This window comes from Pseudomonas sp. PDM24 (assembly GCF_019218905.1).
GTDB lineage: Bacteria > Pseudomonadota > Gammaproteobacteria > Pseudomonadales > Pseudomonadaceae > Aquipseudomonas.
The window spans coordinates 203388-225653 of record NZ_JAHUWR010000002.1 but is presented as its reverse complement, the minus strand read 5'-3'; the positions used below and the strand labels follow the sequence as shown (position 1 = coordinate 225653).

Genomic DNA, 22266 nt, shown 5'->3' with positions numbered 1-22266 from the left:
TTGAGGACTACAACAATGATTATTTACGGTGTGGCGCTGTTGGCGATCTGTACGCTGGCAGGGGTGATCATGGGTGACATGCTCGGCGCATTGCTGGGCGTCAAATCCAACGTCGGCGGGGTCGGGATCGCGATGATCCTGCTGATTTGCGCGCGGTTGTGGATGCAAAAACGCGGCGGCATGACCAAGGATTGCGAGATGGGCGTCGGCTTTTGGGGCGCCATGTACATTCCGGTGGTGGTGGCGATGGCCGCGCAACAGAACGTCGTTACCGCCCTGCACGGCGGGCCGGTGGCGGTGTTGGCGGCGATTGGTTCGGTGGTGCTCTGCGGTTGCACCATTGCGCTGATCAGCCGGACCCACAAAGGTGAACCCTTGCCCGATGAACCGGCGGACATAACGTCGGTTGGCGCACCGGCAGGAGGTCGCTGATATGTGGGATCTCATCGAGAAAGGTCTGGAACATAACGGGTTGGTGACAGCGTTCGCGTTCGTTGGCGTGATCATGTGGGTGTCGGTGGTGTTGTCCAAACGCCTGACCTTCGGACGAATTCACGGTTCGGCGATTGCCATCGTCATCGGCCTGGTGCTGGCCTGGGTCGGCGGCACCATGACCGGCGGGCAAAAAGGCCTGGCGGATTTGTCGCTGTTTTCCGGCATTGGTTTGATGGGCGGCGCGATGCTGCGTGACTTCGCCATTGTCGCCACGGCGTTCGAGGTGCAGGCCACCGAAGCGAAAAAGGCCGGGATGATTGGCGTCATCGCGCTGCTGCTGGGCACGATCCTGCCGTTCATTGTCGGGGCGAGCATGGCCTGGGTGTTCGGTTATCGCGATGCGATCAGCATGACCACCATTGGCGCAGGCGCGGTGACGTACATCGTCGGACCAGTGACCGGGGCCGCGATTGGTGCCACGTCCGACGTGATGGCATTGTCGATTGCCACCGGGCTGATCAAGGCGATTCTGGTGATGGTCGGCACACCGATGGCGGCGCGCTGGATGGGGCTGGATAACCCGCGCTCGGCGATGGTGTTTGGCGGCTTGGCCGGGACGGTGAGTGGGGTGACCGCAGGGTTGGCGGCGACGGATCGCAGGCTGGTGCCGTATGGCGCGTTGACCGCGACGTTCCACACCGGGCTTGGGTGCTTGCTTGGGCCTTCGTTGCTGTACTTCATTGTTCGCGGGATTGTGGGGTAGGGTCGAGAGTTGCGTCGCCTGTGATGACGCCTTCGCGGGCAAGCCTCGCTCCTACAGGTTATGTGTCGTGCCGCAAATCTGCGACACTCCGAAATCCTGTAGGAGCGAGGCTTGCCCGCGAAGGGCGCGACGCGGTCTCAGACTTGCCGATTGGCATACATCCGACACTCCGCCAGCAACGCCAGCAAATTCGGGTCACGCTCCTTGGCCTTCAGAAACACCACCCCGATATGCTGCTGCAACCGATACTTTTCCTGCAATGGAATCAGTTTCACCCGGTTCTCATACACCGCTGCAATCCTTCCCGGCAGCAACGCATAACCCACCCCCGAGCTGACCATGCTCAGCAGGGTGAAGATGTCGTTGACCTGCATCGCCACCTTCGGCTCGAACCCCGCCTGCTTGAACACCCGAATACCGTCCTGGTGCGTGGCGAAGCCTTGGGTCAAGGTGATGAATGTCTCGTTGCGCACCTCGGCCAGATCGACTTCTGTTCGTTGGGCAAAGGGCGAGTCAGCCGGGGTGGCGAGGAAGATGTCATCGGAAAACAGCGGAATCTGCTCGCAGTCCGGGTCGTTGACGCTGTCGTCCAGCGACACCAGGATCGCGTCGACTTCCATGTTCTTGAGCTTGTACAACAGGTCGATATTCGAGCCCAGGATCAGGTCGATATTGAGTTCGCTGCGGCGAATCTTCAGGCCCATGATCAGCTGCGGCACGGTCTTCACCGTCAACGAATACAGTGACCCTAGCTTGAAACGCTCAGCCGAGAACCCGGCCGCTTCGCGGGTCAGGCGCACGCTTTCGAGCACGTCCTGAATCAGCTTCTGCGCCCGTTCTTCCAGCACATAAGCGCTTTCGAGTGGGGTCAGGTTGCGGCCTTCGTGTTTGAATAGCGGGCAACGCAGGGCGCTTTCCAGAGAGTGGATGGCGCGGTGCACGCTGACGTTGCTGGTTTGCAACTCGGCAGCGGCGCGGGCCAGGTTGCCGGTGCGCATGAAGGCCAGGAACACCTCGAGTTTTTTCAGGGTCAACTCTTCATCGATCAGCATGGGCCAGACTCTTATTCGAATCGTTCGATTGTGCCCAATTGGCTGAGGTTTGGCTCGATAGCTTTTTGTAGGCGCTGCCGGAGGCTGCGATCTTTTGATCTTCGGCACTTTCAGAGGGCGCCTAGAATCAAGATCAAAAGATCGCAGCCTCGTTTCACTCGACAGCTCCTACACAGCTCCTACACAGCTCCTACACAGCACCTACACAGCTTCTACACCGGTCTTACAGGGGCTTTGTGTTAATGAATTTTGAGGTGAGCAACGCATGTATCACGGGGAAAGATTGAACGCCTGGACGCATTTGGTCGGGGCGGTGGCGGCGTTTGTCGGCGGCGTGTGGCTGTTGGTGATTGCCAGTATGGACGGCAGTCCGTGGAAGATCGTCAGTGTGGCGATTTATGCGTTTACCTTGTTGGTGCTCTACAGCGCCTCGACCGTGTACCACAGCGTGCGCGGGCGCAAGAAAGCGATCATGCAGAAGGTCGATCACTTTTCGATCTACCTGTTGATTGCCGGCAGTTACACACCGTTCTGCCTGGTGACCTTACGCGGGCCATGGGGCTGGACGTTGTTCGGGATCGTCTGGGGGCTGGCGCTGATCGGCATCCTGCAAGAGATCAAACCGCGCTCGGAAGCGCGGATTCTGTCGATCGTGATTTACGCGGTGATGGGCTGGATCGTGCTGGTGGCGGTCAAGCCATTACTGGCGGCGCTGGGGCCAGTCGGCTTTACCTGGCTGGCGTCGGGCGGGGTGTTGTACACCGTGGGAATTATCTTTTTTGCCCTCGACCATCGTCTGCGCCATGCCCATGGGGTTTGGCATTTGTTTGTGATTGCCGGAAGCGTGCTGCACTTTGTGGCGATTTTGTTTTATGTCTTGTAGATCGCATTGCAGCTATTTGCAAAACCTGTAGGAGCGAGGCTTGCCCGCGAAGAACGATGACGCGGTGTACCTGATATACCGCGGGGCCTTGTTCGCGGGCAAGCCTTGCTCCTACATTAGGGGACACAAGCGATCCAATTGCGCCTGCGCCCGTCGGCTGAACACCTGCAACAAGTCGCTCAAGGTGTGCGGCGGTGGCTCGTCGGCGCGGGTCACCGCGTACAGGGTGATTGGTAGCGCCGGCGCCAAGGGACGAATCGCCGTAGTGGCGGGGGACGCGCCGAGTGCGGTGAACGGGTCGATCACTGCTAGCCCGGCACCGGATTCAACCATCGCCCGCGCCAGCGAATAAGTCTGCACCGCGATGCGTACCTTTGGCGGCGGATTGACCGCTTCAAGGTAGCTGTCGAGTCGGGCGGCCAGCGGGTCGGCGCTGGACAAGCCAATCAGCGGCGCGCCGGCCAGTTCGATCAACGGCAACGGTTTACCGTGAGTGTCGTCGGCCCAAAAGCCCTTCGGCGCCAGCGCCACCAGCATCCCACAGGCCAGGGCCTGCGCCTTCAGGCCCGGATGATCCGGTAGTTGCAGCGTCAGGGCGACATCCACTTCGCGCATTAACAGGTTCTGCATCAGCTCACGGCTGTGGGCGCTGGACAATTCGCAGGCGATTTGCGGGTAGCGTTGCGTCCATTCGTTGATCGCCGGCGGCAGCAGCGACAAGGCCAGCGCCGGGATCGCGCCAATCCGTACACTGTGGCCCGGCTCGCGGCGCAGGCTCTGGGCCAGACGTCGCACGCCTTGCAGGCTTTCGGTGACCTTGTCGACCTCGCGCTCAAGTTCCAGGGCTTCGGGCGTCGGCTGCAATTTGCCGCGCACCCGCAGGAACAACGCAAAGCCCAGTTGCTGTTCGGCGTGTTGCAGCACTTTGCTCACCGCCGGCTGCGATACGTGCAGCAACTGGGCGGCGCCACTGACCGAACCGGTCTGGCGAATGGCCTGGAAAATTTCGATGTGTCGCAGTCGCATGGCAAGTCCATAACCTTTGTTTATGGCTCAGGCATCTTTATGCATTGTTCAACGTCTGTCACCTGGTCCTAAGCTGAGGACACGTTTCAACAACGCTTAAGGACTGACATGGCTCAGCGGGTTTGCATCATCGGTGGCGGCGTCATCGGGCTGACAACGGCTTACGCACTGGTTCGCGACGGCATCGACGTGACGCTGATCGAGGCCCGGGATTCGTTTGCCAGCGAGACCAGTTTCGCCAATGGCGGCCAGTTGTCCTACCGCTATGTCGCGCCCCTGGCCGATGCCGGCGTACCGTTGCAGGCGCTGGGCTGGATGTTGCGCGGTGACTCGCCGTTGAAGCTGCGCCCGCGCCTGGACCCGGCGCAATGGCGCTGGATGGCGGCCTTTCTGGCAGCCTGCCGGCGTTCGGTGAATCAGCGCAACGGCGCACATCTGCTGCGCTTGGCGCTGTTGAGCCAGGCCACGCTGCAAGGCTGGCGCGACGAAGACCGCCTCGACGGTTTCGACTGGCGGCGCAACGGCAAACTGGTGACGTTTCGCGAAGCCGCAAGCTTCGAGCATGCGCGCCAAGGGCTGGCTGATCCGCGACAGCAACAGGTGTTGTCCCGAGCCGAGTGCGCACAGTTGGAGCCGGCACTCGCCGAGGCGCCGTTCGTAGGGGCGATCTACACGCCCGATGAAGAAGTCGCCGACTGCCATGCGTTCTGCCTGCAACTGGTGGCCCGGCTCAAGGCGTCGGGGCGTTGCGAGTTTTTGCCGGGGCGCACGGTCACCGGCATTCGCCACGGGGACGGCGCGGTGCAGGCCGTTGAAATGGGCGCGCAGGTATTGCCGGTTGAGCAATTGGTGATCGCTGCCGGTCATCGCAGCCCGGCGCTGGCGTTGCCGGGCATGAACTTGCCGCTGTATCCGCTCAAGGGTTACAGCCTGACCATGCCGATCCGCGCCGAACACCGCGCGCCGGAGCTGAGCATCACCGATTACAACCGCAAGATCGTTTACGCCCGCATCGGCGCACAACTGCGAGTGGCGGCGATGGTCGACATTGTCGGTTTCGACCCGGCACTCGATCCCAAGCGTCTGGCGCTGATCAAACGCCAGGCGCAGGAAACCTTGCCCAATGCCGGCGATTATGACGCCGCCATCGAATGGGCCGGCATGCGCCCGGCGACCCCCAGCGGCGTGCCATTGATTGGCGCCACGGCGTACCGCAACCTCTGGCTCAACCTCGGCCATGGCGCCTTGGGCTTTACTTTGGCCTGCGGTAGCGCGCGGCTGCTGAGTGAGTTGATTGCCCGGCGCGCACCCTCGATCGAAATGCAGGGCCTCGCACCCCGCGTCGCCCGCTGCTAAACGCTTAACCCACAACGGAGAATAACAATGCAAAAAATCACGTTGATCGGCTGCACCCTCGGCCTGCTGCTCGCCAGTCAGGTCCAGGCCAACGAAGCGCCGCTGACCGGCACGCTGGACAAGGTTGCCAATGCCAAGAGCATCACGCTGGGCTATCGCGATGCGTCGGTGCCGTTCTCTTACGTGGGTGATCACACGGGGCAGCCGATGGGCTATTCGGTGGACCTGGCGAGCAAGATTGTCGAGCGCATCAAGCAAAAACTCGAACTGCCGGATCTGCAGGTGAAGTACAACCTGGTGACTTCGCAAACACGCATTCCGCTGGTCCAGAACGGCACGGTCGACCTTGAATGCGGCTCTACCGGCGTGACCGCCGAGCGCATGCAGCAAGTGGCGTTTTCCTATGGGTTCATCTACGTGAAGGGGCAGTTGCTCACGGCGAAGGACAGCGGTATCAAGCGCTTCGCCGACCTGCGCGGCAAGAACGTCGTGACCACCGCCGGCACCACCAATGAGCGGTTTCTGAAGAGCTACAACGTCGATCACAAGATCGATATGTTCGTGATCAGCGCCAAGGACCACGGCGAAGCCTTCCAGATGCTGCAGTCAGGGCGGGCGGCGGCGTTCTACATGGATGATGCGCTGCTCTACGGTGAACGGGCCAAGGCTCGCGATCCGCATAAGTGGGTCGTGGTGGGTGAGGAGCAATCGCGGGAAATCTACAGCTGCATGGTGCGCAAGGGCGATCCGCAGTTTCTCGAGTTGGTGAACTCGACGCTTGCCGATTTGTATAGCTCAGGGGAAATCAATGGCATCTACAACCGCTGGTTCCAGCAGCCGATTCCGCCTAAAGGTTTGAACCTTGAGTTTCCGATGACCAGCGAACTGAAGGCGATCATTGCGAAGCCGGTGAGTGATCCGGTGCAGTAGTTCCTGAACGATCAGATTCTGTTTTGTGTCTTGTAGATCGCGTCGCCGGCCTTCGCGAGCAAGCCCGCTCCCACACTTGATCTGTGTCGTTCAGAGATCAAATGTGGGAGCGGGCTTGCTCGCGAAGAGGCCCTAGAAGTCACCCCAAAGCTGTTGGGCCACCGCCAACGCCACCACCGGCGCGGTTTCGGTGCGTAATACGCGAGGGCCGAGGCGGGCGGCATGAAAACCGCCGGCCTTGGCCTGTTCGACTTCAGCGTCAGACAACCCGCCTTCCGGGCCGATCAAAAACGCCAGCGTCGCCGGTTTCGCATGGCTCACCAATGGCTCGGCCACCGGGTGCAGCACCAGCTTCAATTCGGCCTGCGTCTGCTTCAGCCAATCGGCCAACAGCAGCGGCGGATGAATCAGCGGCACCGATGAACGCCCGCATTGCTCGCAGGCGCTGATCGCCACCTGACGCCAATGCATCAGGCGTTTGTCGGCGCGCTCGTCCTTGAGGCGGACTTCGCAGCGGTCGGTGAAGATCGGGGTGATTTCACTGACGCCCAGTTCGGTGGCTTTCTGAATCGCCCAGTCCATCCGCTCGCCACGGGACAAGCCCTGGCCGAGATGGACCGCAAGCGACGACTCGACCTGCCCGGCGAAGCTTTCATCGATGTTCACCACGACGCGCTTCTTGCCGACTTCCGCCAGCGTGCCGCGAAACTCATGGCCCGAGCCGTCGAACAATTGCACCGCATCACCCTCGGCCATGCGCAGCACGCGGCTGATGTAATGGGCCTGGCCCTCGGGAAGCTCGTGTTCGCCGATGCTCAAGGGGGCGTCGATAAAGAAGCGGGACAGTCTCATGCTGGGTCTCTGGAAAGGTGTTAATTATCTGAATCGGTGTCGACTTCATTCGCGAGCAAGCCCGCTCCCACAGGGTATACGCGGTCAATTGTGGGAGCGGGCTTGCTCGCGAAGGCGGCGGCCCAGATACCACAAAAGCTCAAGGGGGTCACTTAGCCCGGATCACGGTAACCCGGATGAAAGTCCTTCGGCACTGCCACGCTGATGCTGTCGCGGGTGGCGATGTCGATGCCTTCACTGGCCACCTCGGCCAGAAAATCGATCTGCTCCGGAGTAATCACGTACGGCGGCAGGAAATACACCACGCTGCCCAACGGCCGCAGTAAAGCACCACGCTCCAGCGCATGCTGGAACACCCTCAAACCACGACGTTCCTGCCACGGATAAGCTTCCTTGGTGGGCTTGTCCTTGACCATCTCGATGGCCAGAACCATGCCGGTCTGGCGCACTTCGGCAACGTTCGGGTGATCGACCAGGTGCGCGGTGGAGGAGGCCATGCGTTGAGCCAGGGCCTTGTTGTTCTCGATGACGTTGTCTTCTTCGAAGATATCCAGCGTCGCCAATGCCGCCGCGCACGCCAGTGGATTGCCGGTGTAGCTGTGGGAGTGCAGGAAGGCGCGCAGGGTCGGGTAGTCGTCGTAGAAGGCGCTGTAGACCTCATCGGTAGTCAGCACCGCCGCCAACGGCAGGTAACCACCGGTCAGTGCCTTGGACAGGCAGAGGAAATCCGGACGGATGCCGGCCTGTTCGCAGGCGAACATCGTTCCGGTGCGGCCGAAGCCGACGGCGATTTCATCGTGGATCAGGTGCACGCCATAACGATCACAGGCGTCGCGGAGCAACTTCAGGTACACCGGGTGGTACATGCGCATCCCGCCAGCGCCCTGAATCAGCGGCTCCAGAATCACGGCGGCCACGGTGTCGTGGTTGTCGGCCAGGGTCTGCTCCATGGCGGCGAACATGTTGCGCGAGTGTTCTTCCCAGCTCATGCCCTCGGGGCGCAGGTAGCAGTCGGGGCTCGGCACCTTGATGGTGTCCATCAGCAGGGCTTTGTAGGTTTCGGTGAACAGCGGCACGTCGCCCACCGCCATCGCCGCCATGGTCTCGCCGTGGTAACCGTTGGTGAGGGTGACGAAGCGCTTCTTGTTCGGCTGGCCGCGGTTGAGCCAGTAGTGAAAGCTCATTTTCAGCGCGACTTCGATGCACGACGAACCGTTATCGGCGTAGAAACACCGGGTCAGGCCTTCGGGCGTCATCTTTACCAGGCGCTCGGACAGTTCGATCACCGGCTGATGGCTGAAACCGGCGAGGATCACGTGTTCCAGCTGATCGACCTGATCCTTGATGCGCTGGTTGATCCGCGGGTTGGCGTGGCCGAACACGTTGACCCACCAGGAGCTGACCGCGTCGAGGTAGCGTTTGCCTTCGAAGTCTTCCAGCCAGACGCCTTCGCCGCGCTTGATCGGGATCAGCGGCAGCTGTTCGTGGTCTTTCATCTGGGTGCAGGGATGCCACAACACCGCGAGATCGCGTTGCATCCACTGATTATTCAGGCCCATGTTCAGTCTCCTCGAGGCGGCTCGCTTGGTGCGCGGGCAAACAATCGCGCAAGCCTATGCAATGCGCGTCATCGGGACAACCCATTGTGTCGATTGAGCTACTTTGTATAAGGAGATAGACGTCGCTGGCGGCGTTTTGATGGCTGACGTATTCTTCGCGGTTCTTTGAGTCGTCTGACTCGTAAAACCGCTATTTCCTCGTGTATTTCCGGAGTTCGCTGAATGTCTGCTGGTTGGCTGCGCGCCTGTGCGCTGGTGATGTTGGGGCTGTTCAGCGTTTCGGCGCTGGCCAAGGATAAAACGGTGATCGTGGTCGGCGGCGGGCTTTCGGGCCTCACCGCGGCGTACGAACTGCAGAACAAAGGCTGGCAGGTCACTCTGCTGGAAGCCAAGCCGACGTTGGGCGGTCGCTCCGGCATGGCCACCAGTGAGTGGATCGGCAACGACAAGACCCAACCGGTGCTGAACAAGTACGTCTCGACGTTCAAGCTGACCACCACGCCAGCCCCTGAATTCGTGCGGACTCCGGGCTACCTGATCGACGGTGAATATTTCACCGCCGCCGATCTGGCGACTAAACAGCCGGCCACCGCCGAAGCGCTGAAACGCTACGAAAAGACTCTGGATGATCTGGCGCGTTCGATCGAAGACCCGCAGAACCCGGCCGCCAACAGCACACTGTTCGCCCTGGACCAGATCAACGTGTCCAACTGGCTCGATCGCTTGAATCTGCCAGCCACTGCGCGTCAGTTGGTGAATCAGCAGATTCGTACCCGCTATGACGAACCTTCGCGCCTGTCGCTGCTGTACTTCGCACAACAGAGCCGCGTCTACCGTGGCGTTGCCGACCGTGACCTGCGCGCCTCGCGTCTGCCCGGTGGCAGCCCGGTGCTGGCCCAGGCCTTCGTCAAACAACTGAAAACCATCAAGACCAGCTCGCCGGTTTCGGCCATTACTCAAGACAAGGACGGTGTGACCGTCAAGGTCGGCAGTGTTGGCTATCAGGCGGACTACGTTGTGCTGGCCGTGCCATTGCGGGCACTGAACAAGATCCAGATGACCCCGGCGCTGGATGCCCAGCACCTGGGCGCCATCAAAGGCACCAACTACGGCTGGCGTGACCAGATCATGCTGAAGTTCAAGACGCCAGTGTGGGAAAGCAAGGCGCGCATGTCTGGCGAGATCTACAGCAACACCGGCCTGGGCATGTTGTGGGTCGAGCCGGCCCTGAAGGGTGGCGCCAACGTGGTGATCAACCTGTCCGGCGACAACGCGCGTGTGATGCAGGCCTTCGGCGACAAGCAGATGGTTGATCAGGTACTGATTCGCCTGCATGCGTTTTATCCACAGGCACGCGGTTCGTTCACCGGTTATGAAATCCGTCGCTACAGCACCGACCCGTCGATGGGTGGCGCATACCTGGCCTTCGGCCCGGGTCAGATCAGCAAGTACTGGCGCCTGTGGGAGCGTCCGCTGCAGCGAGTAGCCTTTGCCGGCGAACACACCGACGCCTTGTACCCAGGCACTCTGGAAGGCGCATTGCGCACCGGTCAGCGTGCGGCCAGTCAGGTAGAAGACCTGGCGGCGGGCAAATCGTTTGAACCGGCGAAAGTTGTTCCGGCGGCGACCGCAGCAGCGGCAGGTGCAGTGGCGGCGAAGAAAGGTAACTTCTTCACCAACCTGTTCGGTGGTTCTGACGACAAACCGGAACCAGCCAAGGCGCCAGTACCCGTGGCACCGGTTGCTCCGGCACCCGCCCCTGTACCTGCGCCGACTCCAGCGCCAGCACCGGTTGAGGCGCCGAAGCCTGCGGCACCGGTGAAAGCAGAACCTGCCAGGAAAGCGCCGGCCAAAGCGCCAGTGAAAAAGCCGGCGGCCAAAGCCGAGTCCAAAAAAGCCCCGGTCAAGGCGACGGTGAAAAAGACTGAGCCGGTGAAGCCAGCGGTCAATACTGCTGCGAAGACCCCAGTGACGACTGAAACCAAGACGCAGTAAGTTCTGGAATCAAAAAAAGCGCGGCAGTGATGCCGCGCTTTTTTTATGTCTTGCGTATGTCGCTGCTGATTTTTCTTTGACGCTAAGCTAGATCGACACTATGGACTTTGTCGCTTTGGTAGTCGCTGACATAGGCATGGTTATGTTGATCAAGAACCATGTCATACGGTTCGGAAGCACCAGGGATGGGCACCCGGCGAACAATTTCATACGTGGCGGTATTAATTTCCACGACCTCTTTTTTGATTTGATCAACGGCATAAGCGTTTTTTTCGCCGAACACTATTTTCCCTTCGCAAGTCACAAAATCGAAATGCCTGGTGGTCGATAACTTAGGGTCCAGTACGGTCAGTTTTTGAGCGTCCAGACACACGATATACACTTCTTTGTCGTCGGGACTGACGGTAACTGCTGACGGATACCTTTCGGTTCTGATGATATCGAGGACTTTGAAAGTCTTGCTGCTGATGATCGTTAGTGCGTCCTGATAAGGGCCATCAGGAGAGTTCGTGCTGGAAATATAAAGACGCGAATCGTCCTGGCTGATATCCACACTTATGGAGGGAGAGGGCAATCCTCTCACTCTGCTCACCGCATAAGTGCGGGTGTCGATAATTGCCAGCCACTCTTTATTTTGTCGAACGGTGACGTAGACATGCTTCCCGTCTCGGCTCACGACGATTCCCCGAGGATATTTTCCCACCGTGACGTTACCCACCGCATAGGTTTCAGTATCGATAACCGAAACCGAACTTGACCCGTAGTTGGTCACATAAGCTCTTTTCCCTCCATGGGCAAGGACGATGTTTTGGGGGTAATGCTCGACGGCGATGGTGTGGATTACCTTTCTGTTCCGGGTGTTGATCACTGACACATTGCCTGAAATGTAATTGCAAACAAAAACCCGTGATCCATCGTTGTTGATGGCTATCCCTCGTGGCCCTGCCCCTACGGGTATCGAATTGGATAGGTTGCGCGTAGTCGCGGGGGATAAACTCGAATGGTGACTCATGGTAGAACTCCTGTTCAGACGCTCGGACAAACGCCCGAGATCAGGTTCATCAATGACCTGCAATGTTGGCTACTGTCAGATATGACAGTTCTGACGAGTGGTAAAGGCTTTTTTTAAGTGGGAATGGGGACGGCATTTGTAGGTTTTTTCGTTCGGTTAACACTCTCTTAACATCTCGACCGCAAGGTCTTGATCGTATTTCTCGATATTTCAGAGCGAAATTTTCCGCTTTAAATCGATAGATAACTCGATAGTCTTGGGCGCAGTTCTTACAGGATTTGGGCAATGCAACTACGTAACTCTTCTTCCCGCTACGGTTGGATCAGCATCTTCGTGCATTGGGGTGTGGCGCTCGCGGTCTATGGTCTGTTCGCGTTGGGGTTGTGGATGGTGGGTCTCGACTACTACAGCGCCTGGCGCAAAGATGCGCCGGATCTGCACAAGAGCATTGGCCTGCTGTTGTTCGCGGTCATGTTGCTGCGGGTGTTGTGGCGCTTCATCAGTCCACCGCCGCCGGCTCTGCAAAGTTATAGCCGCATGACGCGTCTTGGTGCCGTGTTCGGCCATGCCTTCCTCTATCTCGGATTGTTCGCTGTGATGATTGCCGGTTACCTGATTTCCACCGCAGACGGTGTCGGGATCCCGGTGTTTGGCCTGTTTGAAGTGCCTGCACTGGTTTCCGGACTACCGGACCAGGCAGATACCGCGGGTGTGATCCATCTGTACCTGGCCTGGGCGCTGGTAATTTTTTCCGGCCTCCATGCGTTGGCAGCATTGAAACACCACTTTATCGATCGTGATGCGACCCTTACACGAATGCTGGGTCGCAAAGCCTGATGTTCAACCTCGACTCCAAAGGAATAGAAAGCATGTTGAAAAAGACGCTCGCCGCCCTGGCAATCGGTTCTGCTCTGCTGTCCGCTAACGTAATGGCGGCCGATTACGTTGTCGACAAAGAAGGCCAGCACGCCTTCGTTGACTTCAAGATCAGCCACTTGGGGTACAGCTACATCACCGGTACCTTCAAGGACATCGACGGCAAGTTCAGCTTCGACGCCGCCAAGCCTGAAGACAGCAAGATCGAGTTCAATGTGCGCACCGCCAGCGTGTTCACTAACCACGCCGAACGCGACAAGCACATCTCCAGCGGTGACTTCCTGAACGTGGGCAAATTCGCCGACGCCAAGTTCGCTTCCACCAGCGTCAAATCCACCGGCAAAAACGCCGCTGGCAAAGACACTGCCGACGTAACCGGTAACCTGACCTTGCTGGGTGTGACCAAGCCAATCGTGGTCAAAGCCACCTTCCTGGGTGAAGGCAAGGATCCATGGGGCGGCTACCGTGCCGGCTTCGAAGGCACCACCAGCATCAAGCGCTCCGATTTCGGCAAGCAGAAAGACCTGGGCCCAGCGTCCGACGCAGTCGAGTTGTACGTTACATTTGAAGGTGTGAAAGCGAAGTGAATTTCGCTGCTTGAACAAAAACGCCCCTGATCTCGCGATCCGGGGCGTTTTTTTTGTTTCTGATGGGTGCGGGCCGATCGGCACATAACCCTGTAGGAGCCAGGCTTGCCGGCGAAGGGGGCGACTCGGTTTTTGCGGTGCAGCGGATGACGTCTTCGCGGGCAAGCCTCGCTCCTACAAGTTTTTGTTGAGGCATAAAAAATGCCCCTGATCTTGCGATCAGGGGCATTTTTCATGGCTTTGAAAAACTCAGCGATTGCGTGTCAGCAAGGCTGGTTTTTCGCCGCGTGGACGGCCTGGCAGTTGATCCAGTTGCTCAGGTGTCGGGAAGCGATCGCTTTTCGACTCCTTGTGAATGATCTTCGGTGCCGGGCCCCGCGGGTTCTGCACGGCCGGTTCCGAACGAGGCTGCTCGTCACGGGCCGGGCGGCGGTTGCGGGACTCTTCGCGACGGGCCTGGCCGTCACGTGGGGCGCCGTTGCGTGGGCCGCTGCGCTTGGCTGGCGGCGTGCCGGTGGTTGCGCCGCTGCTGCTGCGCGGACCATTTTGGCGACCTTGTGGCTGACCGGTGCGCGGAGCACCTGCGCCTGCGCCTTGTGCCGGAGCGCCCGGACGGCGGCCACGGCCCTGAGCCGGTTTGGCTTGAGGCACGTAATCGACGCGGTTACCGAAGTTATCGACATCGTCGTCCAGGAACTCGTCCGGAGCACGGTCAGCGGCGGCACGAGGTGCCGGACGCTGTTGCTCACGGGCCGGGGTGCCTTCGCGAGGCTTGTGTTCACGGGCAGGGCGATCGCCACGGCCAGTGGCAGCAGGTTTTTCCTTGCCGCCCTTGTCCTTGCCTTTGTCTTTACGACCGCCACCACCACCGCTGCCGTTCGGACCATCGCCGCGCGGGCCACGTGGGTTGCGCGGATTACGCACATCCGGACGCTCGCGAACTTCAGGTTTCTCGGCTTCCACAGTGCTGGAGTCGAAGCCCATCAGGTTGCCGTCGGCAATCTTCTGCTTGGTCATGCGCTCGATGCTTTTGAGCAGCTTTTCTTCGTCCGGAGCGACCAGCGAGATCGCCTCGCCCGAACGACCGGCGCGGCCGGTACGGCCGATACGGTGCACGTAATCTTCGTCGACGTTCGGCAGTTCGAAGTTGACCACGTGGGGCAACTGGTCGATGTCCAGGCCGCGAGCGGCGATGTCGGTGGCGACCAGGATGCGCACTTCACCGGCCTTGAAGTCGGCCAGGGCTTTGGTGCGGGCGTTCTGGCTCTTGTTACCGTGGATGGCGACGGCGGTGAGGCCGTGTTTGTCCAGGTACTCGGCCAGGCGGTTGGCGCCGTGCTTGGTGCGGGTGAACACCAGCACCTGTTCCCAGGCGCCAGCGGTGATCAGGTGCGCCAGCAGCGAACGCTTGTGGTTGGCTGGCAGACGGAATACGCGCTGTTCGATCCGCTCGACCGTGGTGTTTGGCGGCGTGACTTCGATGCGTTCCGGGTTGTGCAGCAGCTTGCCGGCAAGGTCGGTGATGTCTTTGGAGAACGTCGCCGAGAACAGCAGGTTCTGGCGTTTGTTCGGCAGGCGGGCGAGGACCTTTTTCACGTCATGGACAAAGCCCATGTCGAGCATGCGGTCGGCTTCGTCCAGCACGAGGATTTCCACGTGGGACAAATCGACGCTGCCTTGGCCGGCGAGGTCGAGCAGGCGACCGGGGCAGGCCACCAGCACGTCGACACCGCGGGACATGGCCTGAACCTGTGGGTTCATGCCGACGCCGCCGAAGATGCAGGCGCTGACGAACTTCAGGTCACGGGCATAGACCTTGAAGCTCTCGTGCACCTGGGCCGCGAGTTCGCGGGTTGGGGTCAGGACCAGTACGCGCGGTTGGCGCGGGCCGTGACGCTGGGATTTGTCCGGGTGACCGTTGGGGAACAACCGCTCCAGAATCGGGAGGGCGAAACCACCGGTTTTACCAGTACCTGTCTGTGCCGCAACCATCAGGTCGCGACCTTGCAACACGGCGGGAATGGCCCGCTGTTGCACCGGAGTAGGCTCGGTATAGCCCGCTGCCTCGATGGCGCGGACTAAAGCCTCGGAGAGACCGAGGGAAGCAAAGGACATGAGTAATCCTGTTTTAGTTAGGGCTTGGCCCAATGGGAGTCTTGCCTGGCGCGAATCGCGTTTAAGAGGACGCAATCCCGTCCGGTCCTGCTGGGACTCGAAGGCTCGTCTGGAGCGCTCGCGCGGGCTGAAAAGCTGCGCTGTAGCGGGATCGAGATGCCTTGAACAAGTCCGAGCGTCCGGGCGTGAGCCTGGCGGGAAGGCCGGAGTATAACAGAGCAATCACTGCGCGCCGCTTTCCTGCTGCTCAACGGTTTTTCCGCCGGTTGCGGTGGCACTGGCAGCCCCTGCTTCGGTGGGCGGGCTGGCGCCATAGCGGGCGCTCAGTTCAGCGTAGGCCGGCTCGCGCTTGAAGCGCTTGAGCTCGGCGCCGAAACGCTGCACCAACAAATCCATCCCGGCATTGCGGCGTACCGCCAGAAACTGGCTTTGCTGGCTGATGATGATCGGGTTCTCGGTGATCTTGTCGCGGATGTTCAGTTGATCGAGCAAGTGCTGGCCAACCCGGCGATCAGTGATCAGCAGGTCGATGCGGCCGCGCACCAGTTTGCCGAAGTTGGCTTCATGGGTGGGTGCCGGTTCTTGGGTGAACAGCGTCGATTCGCTGAAGTCCTTGCTGTACAGGTAGCCCGGCGAGGTGCCGATGGTCAGGCCTTTCAGATCGTCCAGGGTGCGAAACGGATAGGGTCGCTCGTTGGCATAGAACATTACGAATTCGACTTGCGAGAGCGGTTCGCTGGGGTAGAGCAGGGTCGCGTCGCGTTCAGCGCTGTGGAAGATATCCAGCACGCCATCTGCCTGGCCTTGCTCAAGCATCGACAGGCAGCGTTTCCATGGCAAGAACTGCCATTCCACGTCGATTCCGAGGCGTTTGAAGACAATGGCGGTGGTTTCGTAGTCAAGCCCCAAAGACTTGCCGTTTTCCTCATACACATAAGGTGCCCAAGGCTCGGTGACAATACGCAACTTCTCGCCCCGAGCAGTGAGGCTCAGGCAAGTGAACAGAAGCACGGTCAGTAACTGAGCGATCAAAGGCATGGGGTTGAGATTACGACGAGAAATCATAAAGAGCCAGAAACCGGATCCAGAAGCTCTGGTTCAGGGTATGGCTGCACAATAAAGGGGCGCCGGAAAGCAAAAGATCGCAGCCTTCGGCAGCTCCTACAGAGGTCCGTATCCCCTGTAGGAAATGCCGAAGGCTGCGATCTTTTGATCTTGCTTTAACGACGATTAACGCGGCAACTTCAGGTTATTCCACACCGCCAGGCTCGGCTCAGCCTGGTTCAGCGTGTAGAAATGCAGCCCTGGAGCGCCACCTTGCAGCAGGCGTTCGCACATCTGGGTGATGACTTGCTCGCCAAAGCCTTGAATGCTTTGGGTGTCGTCGCCGTAGGCTTCCAGTTGCTTGCGGATCCAGCGCGGGATTTCCGCACCGCAAGCGTCGGAAAAACGCGCCAGCTTGCTGTAGTTGGTGATCGGCATGATCCCCGGCACGATCGGGATGTTCACACCCTTGGCCCGTACACGCTCGACGAAGTAGAAATAACTGTCGGCGTTGAAGAAGTACTGGGTGATCGCACTGTTGGCGCCGGCGTTAGCCTTGCGCACGAAGTTGTTGAGATCGTCTTCAAAGTTGCGCGCTTGCGGATGCATTTCCGGGTAAGCGGCGACTTCGATGTGGAAATGATCGCCGGTTTCTTCACGAATGAATTCAACCAGGTCATTGGCGTGGCGCATCTCGCCGCTGGCCATGCCCATGCCCGAGGGCAGGTCACCGCGAAGCGCAACGATACGCTTGATGCCGGCTGCCTTGTACTGGCTCAGCAAGCCGCGCAGGTCGTCCTTGCTATCGCCCACGCAAGACAAATGCGGTGCGGCAGGGACTTTGACTTCGCTTTCAAGCTGCAACACGGTGTTGAGGGTGCGATCACGGGTCGAACCGCCAGCGCCGTAGGTGCAGGAGAAGAAGTCGGGATTGAAGGTCGCCAGGTGACGGGCAGTGGCGATCAGTTTTTCATGCCCAGCATCGGTCTTCGTCGGGAAGAATTCGAAACTGTAGCGACGGTCTTGGGACATGGTCATATCCTTGGAAACACGTAAGCCGGACGCTTGCACATCCCAATGTGGGAGCGGGCTTGCTCGCGAAGGCGGTGGGTCAGACGACATTAATGTTGAATGTTAAACCGCCTTCGCGAGCAAGCCCGCTCCCACAAGGGAGAGCAGGCAGCAGGACCAATCAGTAGCGGTAAGCGTGCGGCTTGAACGGGCCTTCGACGGTCACGCCGATGTAGTCAGCCTGTTGCTTGGTCAGTTGAGTGACCACGCCACCGAAACCGCGGACCATTTCCAGGGCCACTTCTTCGTCGAGTTTCTTCGGCAGTACTTCAACGGTCAGACGCTCGGCTTTCTGGGCTGGCGACAGGTCGGCGTACTTCTGGCCGAACAGGAAGATCTGCGCCAGAACCTGGTTGGCGAACGAACCGTCCATGATGCGGCTTGGGTGGCCAGTGGCGTTGCCCAGGTTAACCAGACGGCCTTCGGCCAGCAGGATCAGGTAGTCGTCGTTCTGAGCGTCGAAAGCGCCCGGGCCGGTACGGTGAACCTTGTGAACCTGTGGCTTCACTTCTTCCCATGCCCAGTTCTTGCGCATGAAAGCGGTGTCGATTTCGTTGTCGAAGTGACCGATGTTGCAGACCACAGCGCGCTTCTTCAGGGCTTTGAGCATGTTTGCGTCGCAAACATTGACGTTGCCGGTGGTGGTCACGATCAGGTCGATCTTGCCCAGCAGCGCTTTGTCGATGCTTGCTTCAGTGCCGTTGTTGATACCGTCGATGAACGGCGAAACCAGTTCGAAACCGTCCATGCAGGCTTGCATGGCGCAGATCGGGTCGACTTCGGAGACTTTAACGATCATGCCTTCCTGACGCAGGGACTGGGCCGAGCCCTTGCCCACGTCACCGTAACCGATGACCAGCGCTTGCTTGCCGGACAGCAGGTGGTCGGTGCCGCGCTTGATCGCGTCGTTCAGGCTGTGACGGCAGCCGTACTTGTTGTCGTTCTTGCTCTTGGTCACCGAGTCGTTGACGTTGATGGCCGGGATTTTCAGCTCGCCCTTGGCCAGCATGTCCAGCAGACGGTGAACGCCGGTGGTGGTTTCTTCAGTGACGCCGTGGACGCGGTCCAGGATCGCCGGGTATTTCTTGTGCAGCAGCTCGGTCAGGTCGCCGCCGTCGTCGAGGATCATGTTGGCATCCCAAGGCGCGCCATCTTTGAGGATGGTTTGCTCCAGGCACCATTCGTACTCTTCTTCAGTTTCGCCTTTCCAGGCGAAAACCGGGATACCGGCAGCAGCGATAGCGGCAGCGGCCTGGTCTTGAGTCGAGAAAATGTTGCAGGACGACCAACGCACTTCGGCACCCAGGGCAACCAGGGTTTCGATCAGCACGGCAGTCTGAATGGTCATGTGGATGCAGCCGAGGATCTTCGCGCCTTTGAGCGGCTGCTCGGCGGAGTATTTGCGGCGCAGACCCATCAGGGCTGGCATTTCGGATTCGGCGATGATGGTTTCGCGACGGCCCCAGGCAGCCAGGGACATGTCGGCGACTTTGTAATCGTTAAAATCTGCAGGCGTGATAACAGCGCTCATGATGAGCCTCCATTCGTAATGTATGCGAATGGGCGCCGTTGTGCGTTTAGTGTCTGGCCGTGGCCAGTCAACGCCCCATCCGAGCCTGACAGGTCGAACCTGCTGCAGCGCCCCTCGGACAGGTGGCGGGAAAACGGTAGCAAGTGAACATTACCGTTTTGAAACGGGGGCGATTATAGCGGGCTATGCTGATCTTCCAAAGCGTTTCTGTTGGTCAATGTCCGAACGGTAATCGAGACCATAGTCGATGCTTGATAGAGCTCTAGTCCGGGCTCTGCCATGATGGCCGGCATCAATCGGCAAGACGGTCAGGAGTGAGTATGAATTTCCACACCCGCAAATGGGTAAAACCCGAAGACCTCAACCCCAACGGCACGCTGTTCGGCGGCAGCCTGTTGCGCTGGATCGACGAAGAAGCGGCGATCTACGCCATCGTCCAGCTGGGTAATCAGCGCGTGGTCACCAAATACATTTCCGAAATCAATTTCGTCAGCGCCTCGCGCCAGGGCGACATCATCGAACTGGGCATCACCGCCACCGAGTTCGGTCGCACCTCGATCACGCTGACTTGCGAAGTGCGCAACAAGATCACCCGCAAGAGCATCCTGACGGTAGAGAAGATGGTTTTCGTGAACCTGGGCGAAGACGGCCTGCCCGCGCCGCACGGCCGGACCGAGATCAGGTACGTCAAAGACCAGTTCAAGGATGATGTGATCGGCGGGTGAAATCGGCGGTGCGGTCTTCGCGAGCAAGCCCGCTCCCACATTCGATCCTCAGTGAGCAGATACTTTGTGTACGACAGAGATCCAGTGTGGGAGCGGGCTTGCTCGCGAAAGCGGTCTATCGGTCAGAGATGATTTAACGGATCACTGAACAGCTTCGAACCCCGCGTGTCGTAGTTAAACGACCTGCCACTGGTTCAGGAGTTTTATGGACACGCCCCAAGACGGCAAGACCCCGGACCTCTCGGCGCAAGAACAGCGCGAGGTCGACAAGAACCAGCCACCGCGCGCGGCGGTGCTGCACGAAATCATTCGCACCCAAGGCGATCAGGAGCTCGAGCGTAGCGTTGCGGCGCTGTGGTGGTCGGCCCTGGCTGCGGGCTTGACCATGGGCTTGTCGCTGATGGGCATGGGGCTGCTCAACTCGCGTCTGCCGGACGGCGAAGGCTTCAAGGTGATCGCCAGTTTCGGTTACTGCGCAGGTTTTCTCGCAGTGATTCTCGCCCGCCAGCAACTCTTCACCGAGAACACCCTGACTGCGGTATTGCCGATCATGAGCAAGCCTACGCTGGGTAATTTCGGTCGGTTGCTTCGGCTGTGGTCGGTCGTGCTGGTGGGTAACCTCTGCGGCACCTTGCTGGTGGCGTATGTGATGCTGCACCTGCCGATTTTCGACACCAAGACCGATCTGGCTTTCCTCGACATCGGGCGCAAGGTCATGGAGAACGACGCGAGCAAAATGTTCGCCAAAGGCATCATCTCCGGCTGGATGATCGCCACCATGGTCTGGATGATCCCGTCCATGGAAAGCGCCAAGATGTGGATCATCATCCTCATCACCTATTTCATGGCGCTGGGAGATTTCACCCACATCGTGGTCGGATCGGTCGAGGTCTCGTATCTGGTGTTTGCCGGCGAGTTGCCGTGGAAGGATTTCTGGCTGGTGTTTGCAGGACCCACGCTGGTGGGGAACATCATCGGTGGCAGTTTTATCTTCGCGCTGATCAGTCACGCGCAGATTCGCAGTGAAAGCGGGCCGCCGAAGACCTCTGCGCAGCGGAACCAGGAGCCCGAACCGCAGAAGATCAAAAAATGAAGGGTAAACGTACCTGATGCCAGTCAGTTCAAGGCGCGAAACCTGTGGGAGCGGGCTTGCTCGCGAAGGCGGTGTGTCAGGCGACATCAATCTTGACTGTGCCGCCGCCTTCGCGAGCAAGCCCGCTCCCACATGGATTGCGCTTAGCCGGACACATTGACCGCGACAGCACTGCGACGCTGCAGGTAGATGAAAAACAACGCCGTCAGCACCGTCAACCCGCTGACCAGTGCGCCGGTCCACGGCAAGTCCGCCAGGTCCGCGCCACTGGCCACAACCAGCCCGCCAATCCACGCACCGGCTGCGTTGCCGAGATTGAATGCGCTTTGATTCAACGTCGACCCGAGGTTCGGCGCTTCATGAGCCTGATCGATGATCAGCAATTGCAGGATCGGGCACAGCGCAAACGCGAAGATGCCCCACAACACCAGCGTGATCGCCGCCGGGATCACTGAGTGACTGGTCTGACTGAAAGCGGCCAGCACGACGACCACCGCCAGTGCCATACCCACCAGAGAAGGCAGCAAGCGACTGTCCGCCAACCGGCCGCCGAGCATGCTGCCCGCCGTCAGACCGACCCCGAACAACAGCAACATGATCGTCACGCCATGCGGGCTGACACCGGTGATGTCTTGCAGGATCGGCGCGATATAGGTGAACACGCTGAACAGACTGGTGGACGCCAGCACACTCATGCCCAGCGCCAGCAGCACGTTGACCTTGCCCAGCACTTTGAACTCGCTGGCCAGGTTGGCCTTGTCCATGGGGATTTCCTTGGGCAGCCAGACCCACTGAGCGATGGCCGCAATCACACCAATCACCGACACGGCCCAAAACGTCGAGCGCCAGCCAGCGTATTGCCCCAGCGCGGTGCCCAATGGAACGCCCAGCACGTTGGCCAGCGTCAGGCCGGTGAACATCATGGCAATCGCCTGGGCTCGTTTGTTCGGTGCCACCAAACCGGCGGCGACCACTGAACCGATGCCGAAAAACGCGCCGTGGCACAGCGCCGTGATCACCCGCGCGGCCATCAAAGTGGCGTAGTTCGGCGCCAGGGCGCAGAGGATATTGCCGAGAATGAACATCAGCGTCATGCCCAGCAATGTGGCTTTGCGCGGCATGTTGGCGGTCCCGACCGCGAGGATCGGCGCGCCGAACACCACGCCCAAGGCGTAACCGGTTATGAGCAGCCCCGCGTGAGGAATGCTCACGGCGAGGTCGCGGGCGACATCGGGCAGCAAGCCCATGATGACGAATTCAGTGGTGCCGATGCCGAAGGCGGCAACAGCCAGTGCAAGCAAGGCGAGTGGCATGCGCAAGGTCTCTGTCGGTAGTCTTGACGCTTTGATCAGGCATACGCA

20 protein-coding genes and 1 riboswitch are annotated in these 22266 nt (G+C 59.7%); of the genes, 10 read left to right on the top strand and 10 right to left on the bottom strand.

Translation table 11 applies throughout. The features are described 5' to 3' along the window. The first annotated feature begins 15 nt into the window (after positions 1–15). Both madL and madM read left to right on the top strand, forming a co-directional pair. A complete protein-coding gene (gene madL / locus KW837_RS08860; protein WP_007897996.1) occupies positions 16–432 on the top strand; it encodes a malonate transporter subunit MadL in 417 nt (138 codons plus the stop codon). 1 nt (position 433) lies between these two features. Next, positions 434–1198, top strand: coding sequence for a malonate transporter subunit MadM (gene madM / locus KW837_RS08855; RefSeq protein WP_192344896.1), 765 nt, complete (start codon positions 434–436; stop codon positions 1196–1198). A 137-nt stretch (positions 1199–1335) separates the two neighbouring features. Here madM and KW837_RS08850 read toward each other — a convergent pair whose 3' ends face one another. Then, entirely contained in the window at positions 1336–2250 is a 915-nt protein-coding gene (locus KW837_RS08850; RefSeq protein WP_218395282.1) for a LysR substrate-binding domain-containing protein, read from the bottom strand. 265 nt (positions 2251–2515) lie between these two features. Between KW837_RS08850 and KW837_RS08845 the strand changes: the two genes are divergently transcribed. Continuing rightward, entirely contained in the window at positions 2516–3133 is a 618-nt protein-coding gene (locus KW837_RS08845) for a hemolysin III family protein (protein ID WP_007897999.1), read from the top strand. A 111-nt stretch (positions 3134–3244) separates the two neighbouring features. Here the strand turns inward: KW837_RS08845 and KW837_RS08840 are convergent, their stop codons facing one another. After that, positions 3245–4159 (bottom strand): LysR family transcriptional regulator, encoded by a 915-nt coding sequence (locus tag KW837_RS08840; protein WP_007898000.1) that lies wholly within the window; start codon positions 4157–4159, stop codon positions 3245–3247. Positions 4160–4267: 108 nt separating this feature from the next. Between KW837_RS08840 and KW837_RS08835 the strand changes: the two genes are divergently transcribed. Then, the gene (locus KW837_RS08835) at positions 4268–5515 is read left to right on the top strand and encodes a D-amino acid dehydrogenase (protein WP_218395281.1); all 1248 of its coding nucleotides are present in this window, start codon (positions 4268–4270) and stop codon (positions 5513–5515) included. Positions 5516–5542: 27 nt separating this feature from the next. Beyond that, positions 5543–6445, top strand: a complete 903-nt coding sequence (locus tag KW837_RS08830) for a transporter substrate-binding domain-containing protein (protein WP_218395280.1) — start codon at positions 5543–5545, stop codon at positions 6443–6445. Positions 6446–6577: 132 nt separating this feature from the next. Here the strand turns inward: KW837_RS08830 and KW837_RS08825 are convergent, their stop codons facing one another. Together KW837_RS08825 and KW837_RS08820 are read right to left on the bottom strand one after the other, a co-directional pair. Next, a complete protein-coding gene (locus tag KW837_RS08825; protein WP_218395279.1) occupies positions 6578–7297 on the bottom strand; it encodes a 16S rRNA (uracil(1498)-N(3))-methyltransferase in 720 nt (239 codons plus the stop codon). A gap of 152 nt (positions 7298–7449) precedes the next feature. Continuing rightward, positions 7450–8856, bottom strand: a complete 1407-nt coding sequence (locus KW837_RS08820) for an adenosylmethionine--8-amino-7-oxononanoate transaminase (RefSeq protein WP_218395278.1) — start codon at positions 8854–8856, stop codon at positions 7450–7452. A 222-nt stretch (positions 8857–9078) separates the two neighbouring features. Between KW837_RS08820 and KW837_RS08815 the strand changes: the two genes are divergently transcribed. Further along, the gene (locus KW837_RS08815; RefSeq protein WP_218395277.1) at positions 9079–10851 is read left to right on the top strand and encodes a flavin monoamine oxidase family protein; all 1773 of its coding nucleotides are present in this window, start codon (positions 9079–9081) and stop codon (positions 10849–10851) included. Positions 10852–10933: 82 nt separating this feature from the next. Here the strand turns inward: KW837_RS08815 and KW837_RS08810 are convergent, their stop codons facing one another. Beyond that, a complete protein-coding gene (locus KW837_RS08810) occupies positions 10934–11863 on the bottom strand; it encodes a YncE family protein (RefSeq protein ID WP_218395276.1) in 930 nt (309 codons plus the stop codon). A gap of 285 nt (positions 11864–12148) precedes the next feature. Between KW837_RS08810 and KW837_RS08805 the strand changes: the two genes are divergently transcribed. Then, on the top strand, positions 12149–12700 hold the full coding sequence (locus KW837_RS08805) for a cytochrome b (protein WP_218395275.1): 552 nt from the start codon (positions 12149–12151) through the stop codon (positions 12698–12700). Positions 12701–12732: 32 nt separating this feature from the next. Next, positions 12733–13326 carry a YceI family protein gene (locus KW837_RS08800; RefSeq protein ID WP_218395274.1) on the top strand — a complete coding sequence of 198 codons (594 nt, stop codon included), beginning with the start codon at positions 12733–12735 and terminating at the stop codon, positions 13324–13326. A 249-nt stretch (positions 13327–13575) separates the two neighbouring features. Here KW837_RS08800 and KW837_RS08795 read toward each other — a convergent pair whose 3' ends face one another. The 4 genes from KW837_RS08795 to ahcY form a co-directional block, all read right to left on the bottom strand. Next, positions 13576–15441: a DEAD/DEAH box helicase gene (locus tag KW837_RS08795; RefSeq protein ID WP_218395273.1), complete on the bottom strand. Its 1866-nt coding sequence runs from the start codon at positions 15439–15441 to the stop codon at positions 13576–13578. Between the two features lie 222 nt (positions 15442–15663). After that, the gene (locus tag KW837_RS08790) at positions 15664–16479 is read right to left on the bottom strand and encodes an ABC transporter substrate-binding protein (RefSeq protein ID WP_218395826.1); all 816 of its coding nucleotides are present in this window, start codon (positions 16477–16479) and stop codon (positions 15664–15666) included. Between the two features lie 192 nt (positions 16480–16671). Beyond that, positions 16672–17517, bottom strand: coding sequence for a methylenetetrahydrofolate reductase [NAD(P)H] (gene metF / locus KW837_RS08785; RefSeq protein WP_218395272.1), 846 nt, complete (start codon positions 17515–17517; stop codon positions 16672–16674). A gap of 160 nt (positions 17518–17677) precedes the next feature. Continuing rightward, positions 17678–19087, bottom strand: a complete 1410-nt coding sequence (ahcY, locus tag KW837_RS08780) for an adenosylhomocysteinase (RefSeq protein ID WP_218395271.1) — start codon at positions 19085–19087, stop codon at positions 17678–17680. A gap of 23 nt (positions 19088–19110) precedes the next feature. After that, a riboswitch (S-adenosyl-L-homocysteine riboswitch) is annotated at positions 19111–19209 on the bottom strand. Positions 19210–19407: 198 nt separating this feature from the next. On the opposite strand from ahcY, the gene KW837_RS08775 reads away from it, so the two are divergent. Beyond that, a complete protein-coding gene (locus tag KW837_RS08775; RefSeq protein WP_192344883.1) occupies positions 19408–19812 on the top strand; it encodes an acyl-CoA thioesterase in 405 nt (134 codons plus the stop codon). Positions 19813–20017: 205 nt separating this feature from the next. Beyond that, entirely contained in the window at positions 20018–20905 is an 888-nt protein-coding gene (locus KW837_RS08770) for a formate/nitrite transporter family protein (protein ID WP_192344882.1), read from the top strand. 143 nt (positions 20906–21048) lie between these two features. Here the strand turns inward: KW837_RS08770 and KW837_RS08765 are convergent, their stop codons facing one another. Then, positions 21049–22218, bottom strand: coding sequence for an MFS transporter (locus KW837_RS08765; protein ID WP_008071958.1), 1170 nt, complete (start codon positions 22216–22218; stop codon positions 21049–21051). Positions 22219–22266: the final 48 nt, after the last annotated feature.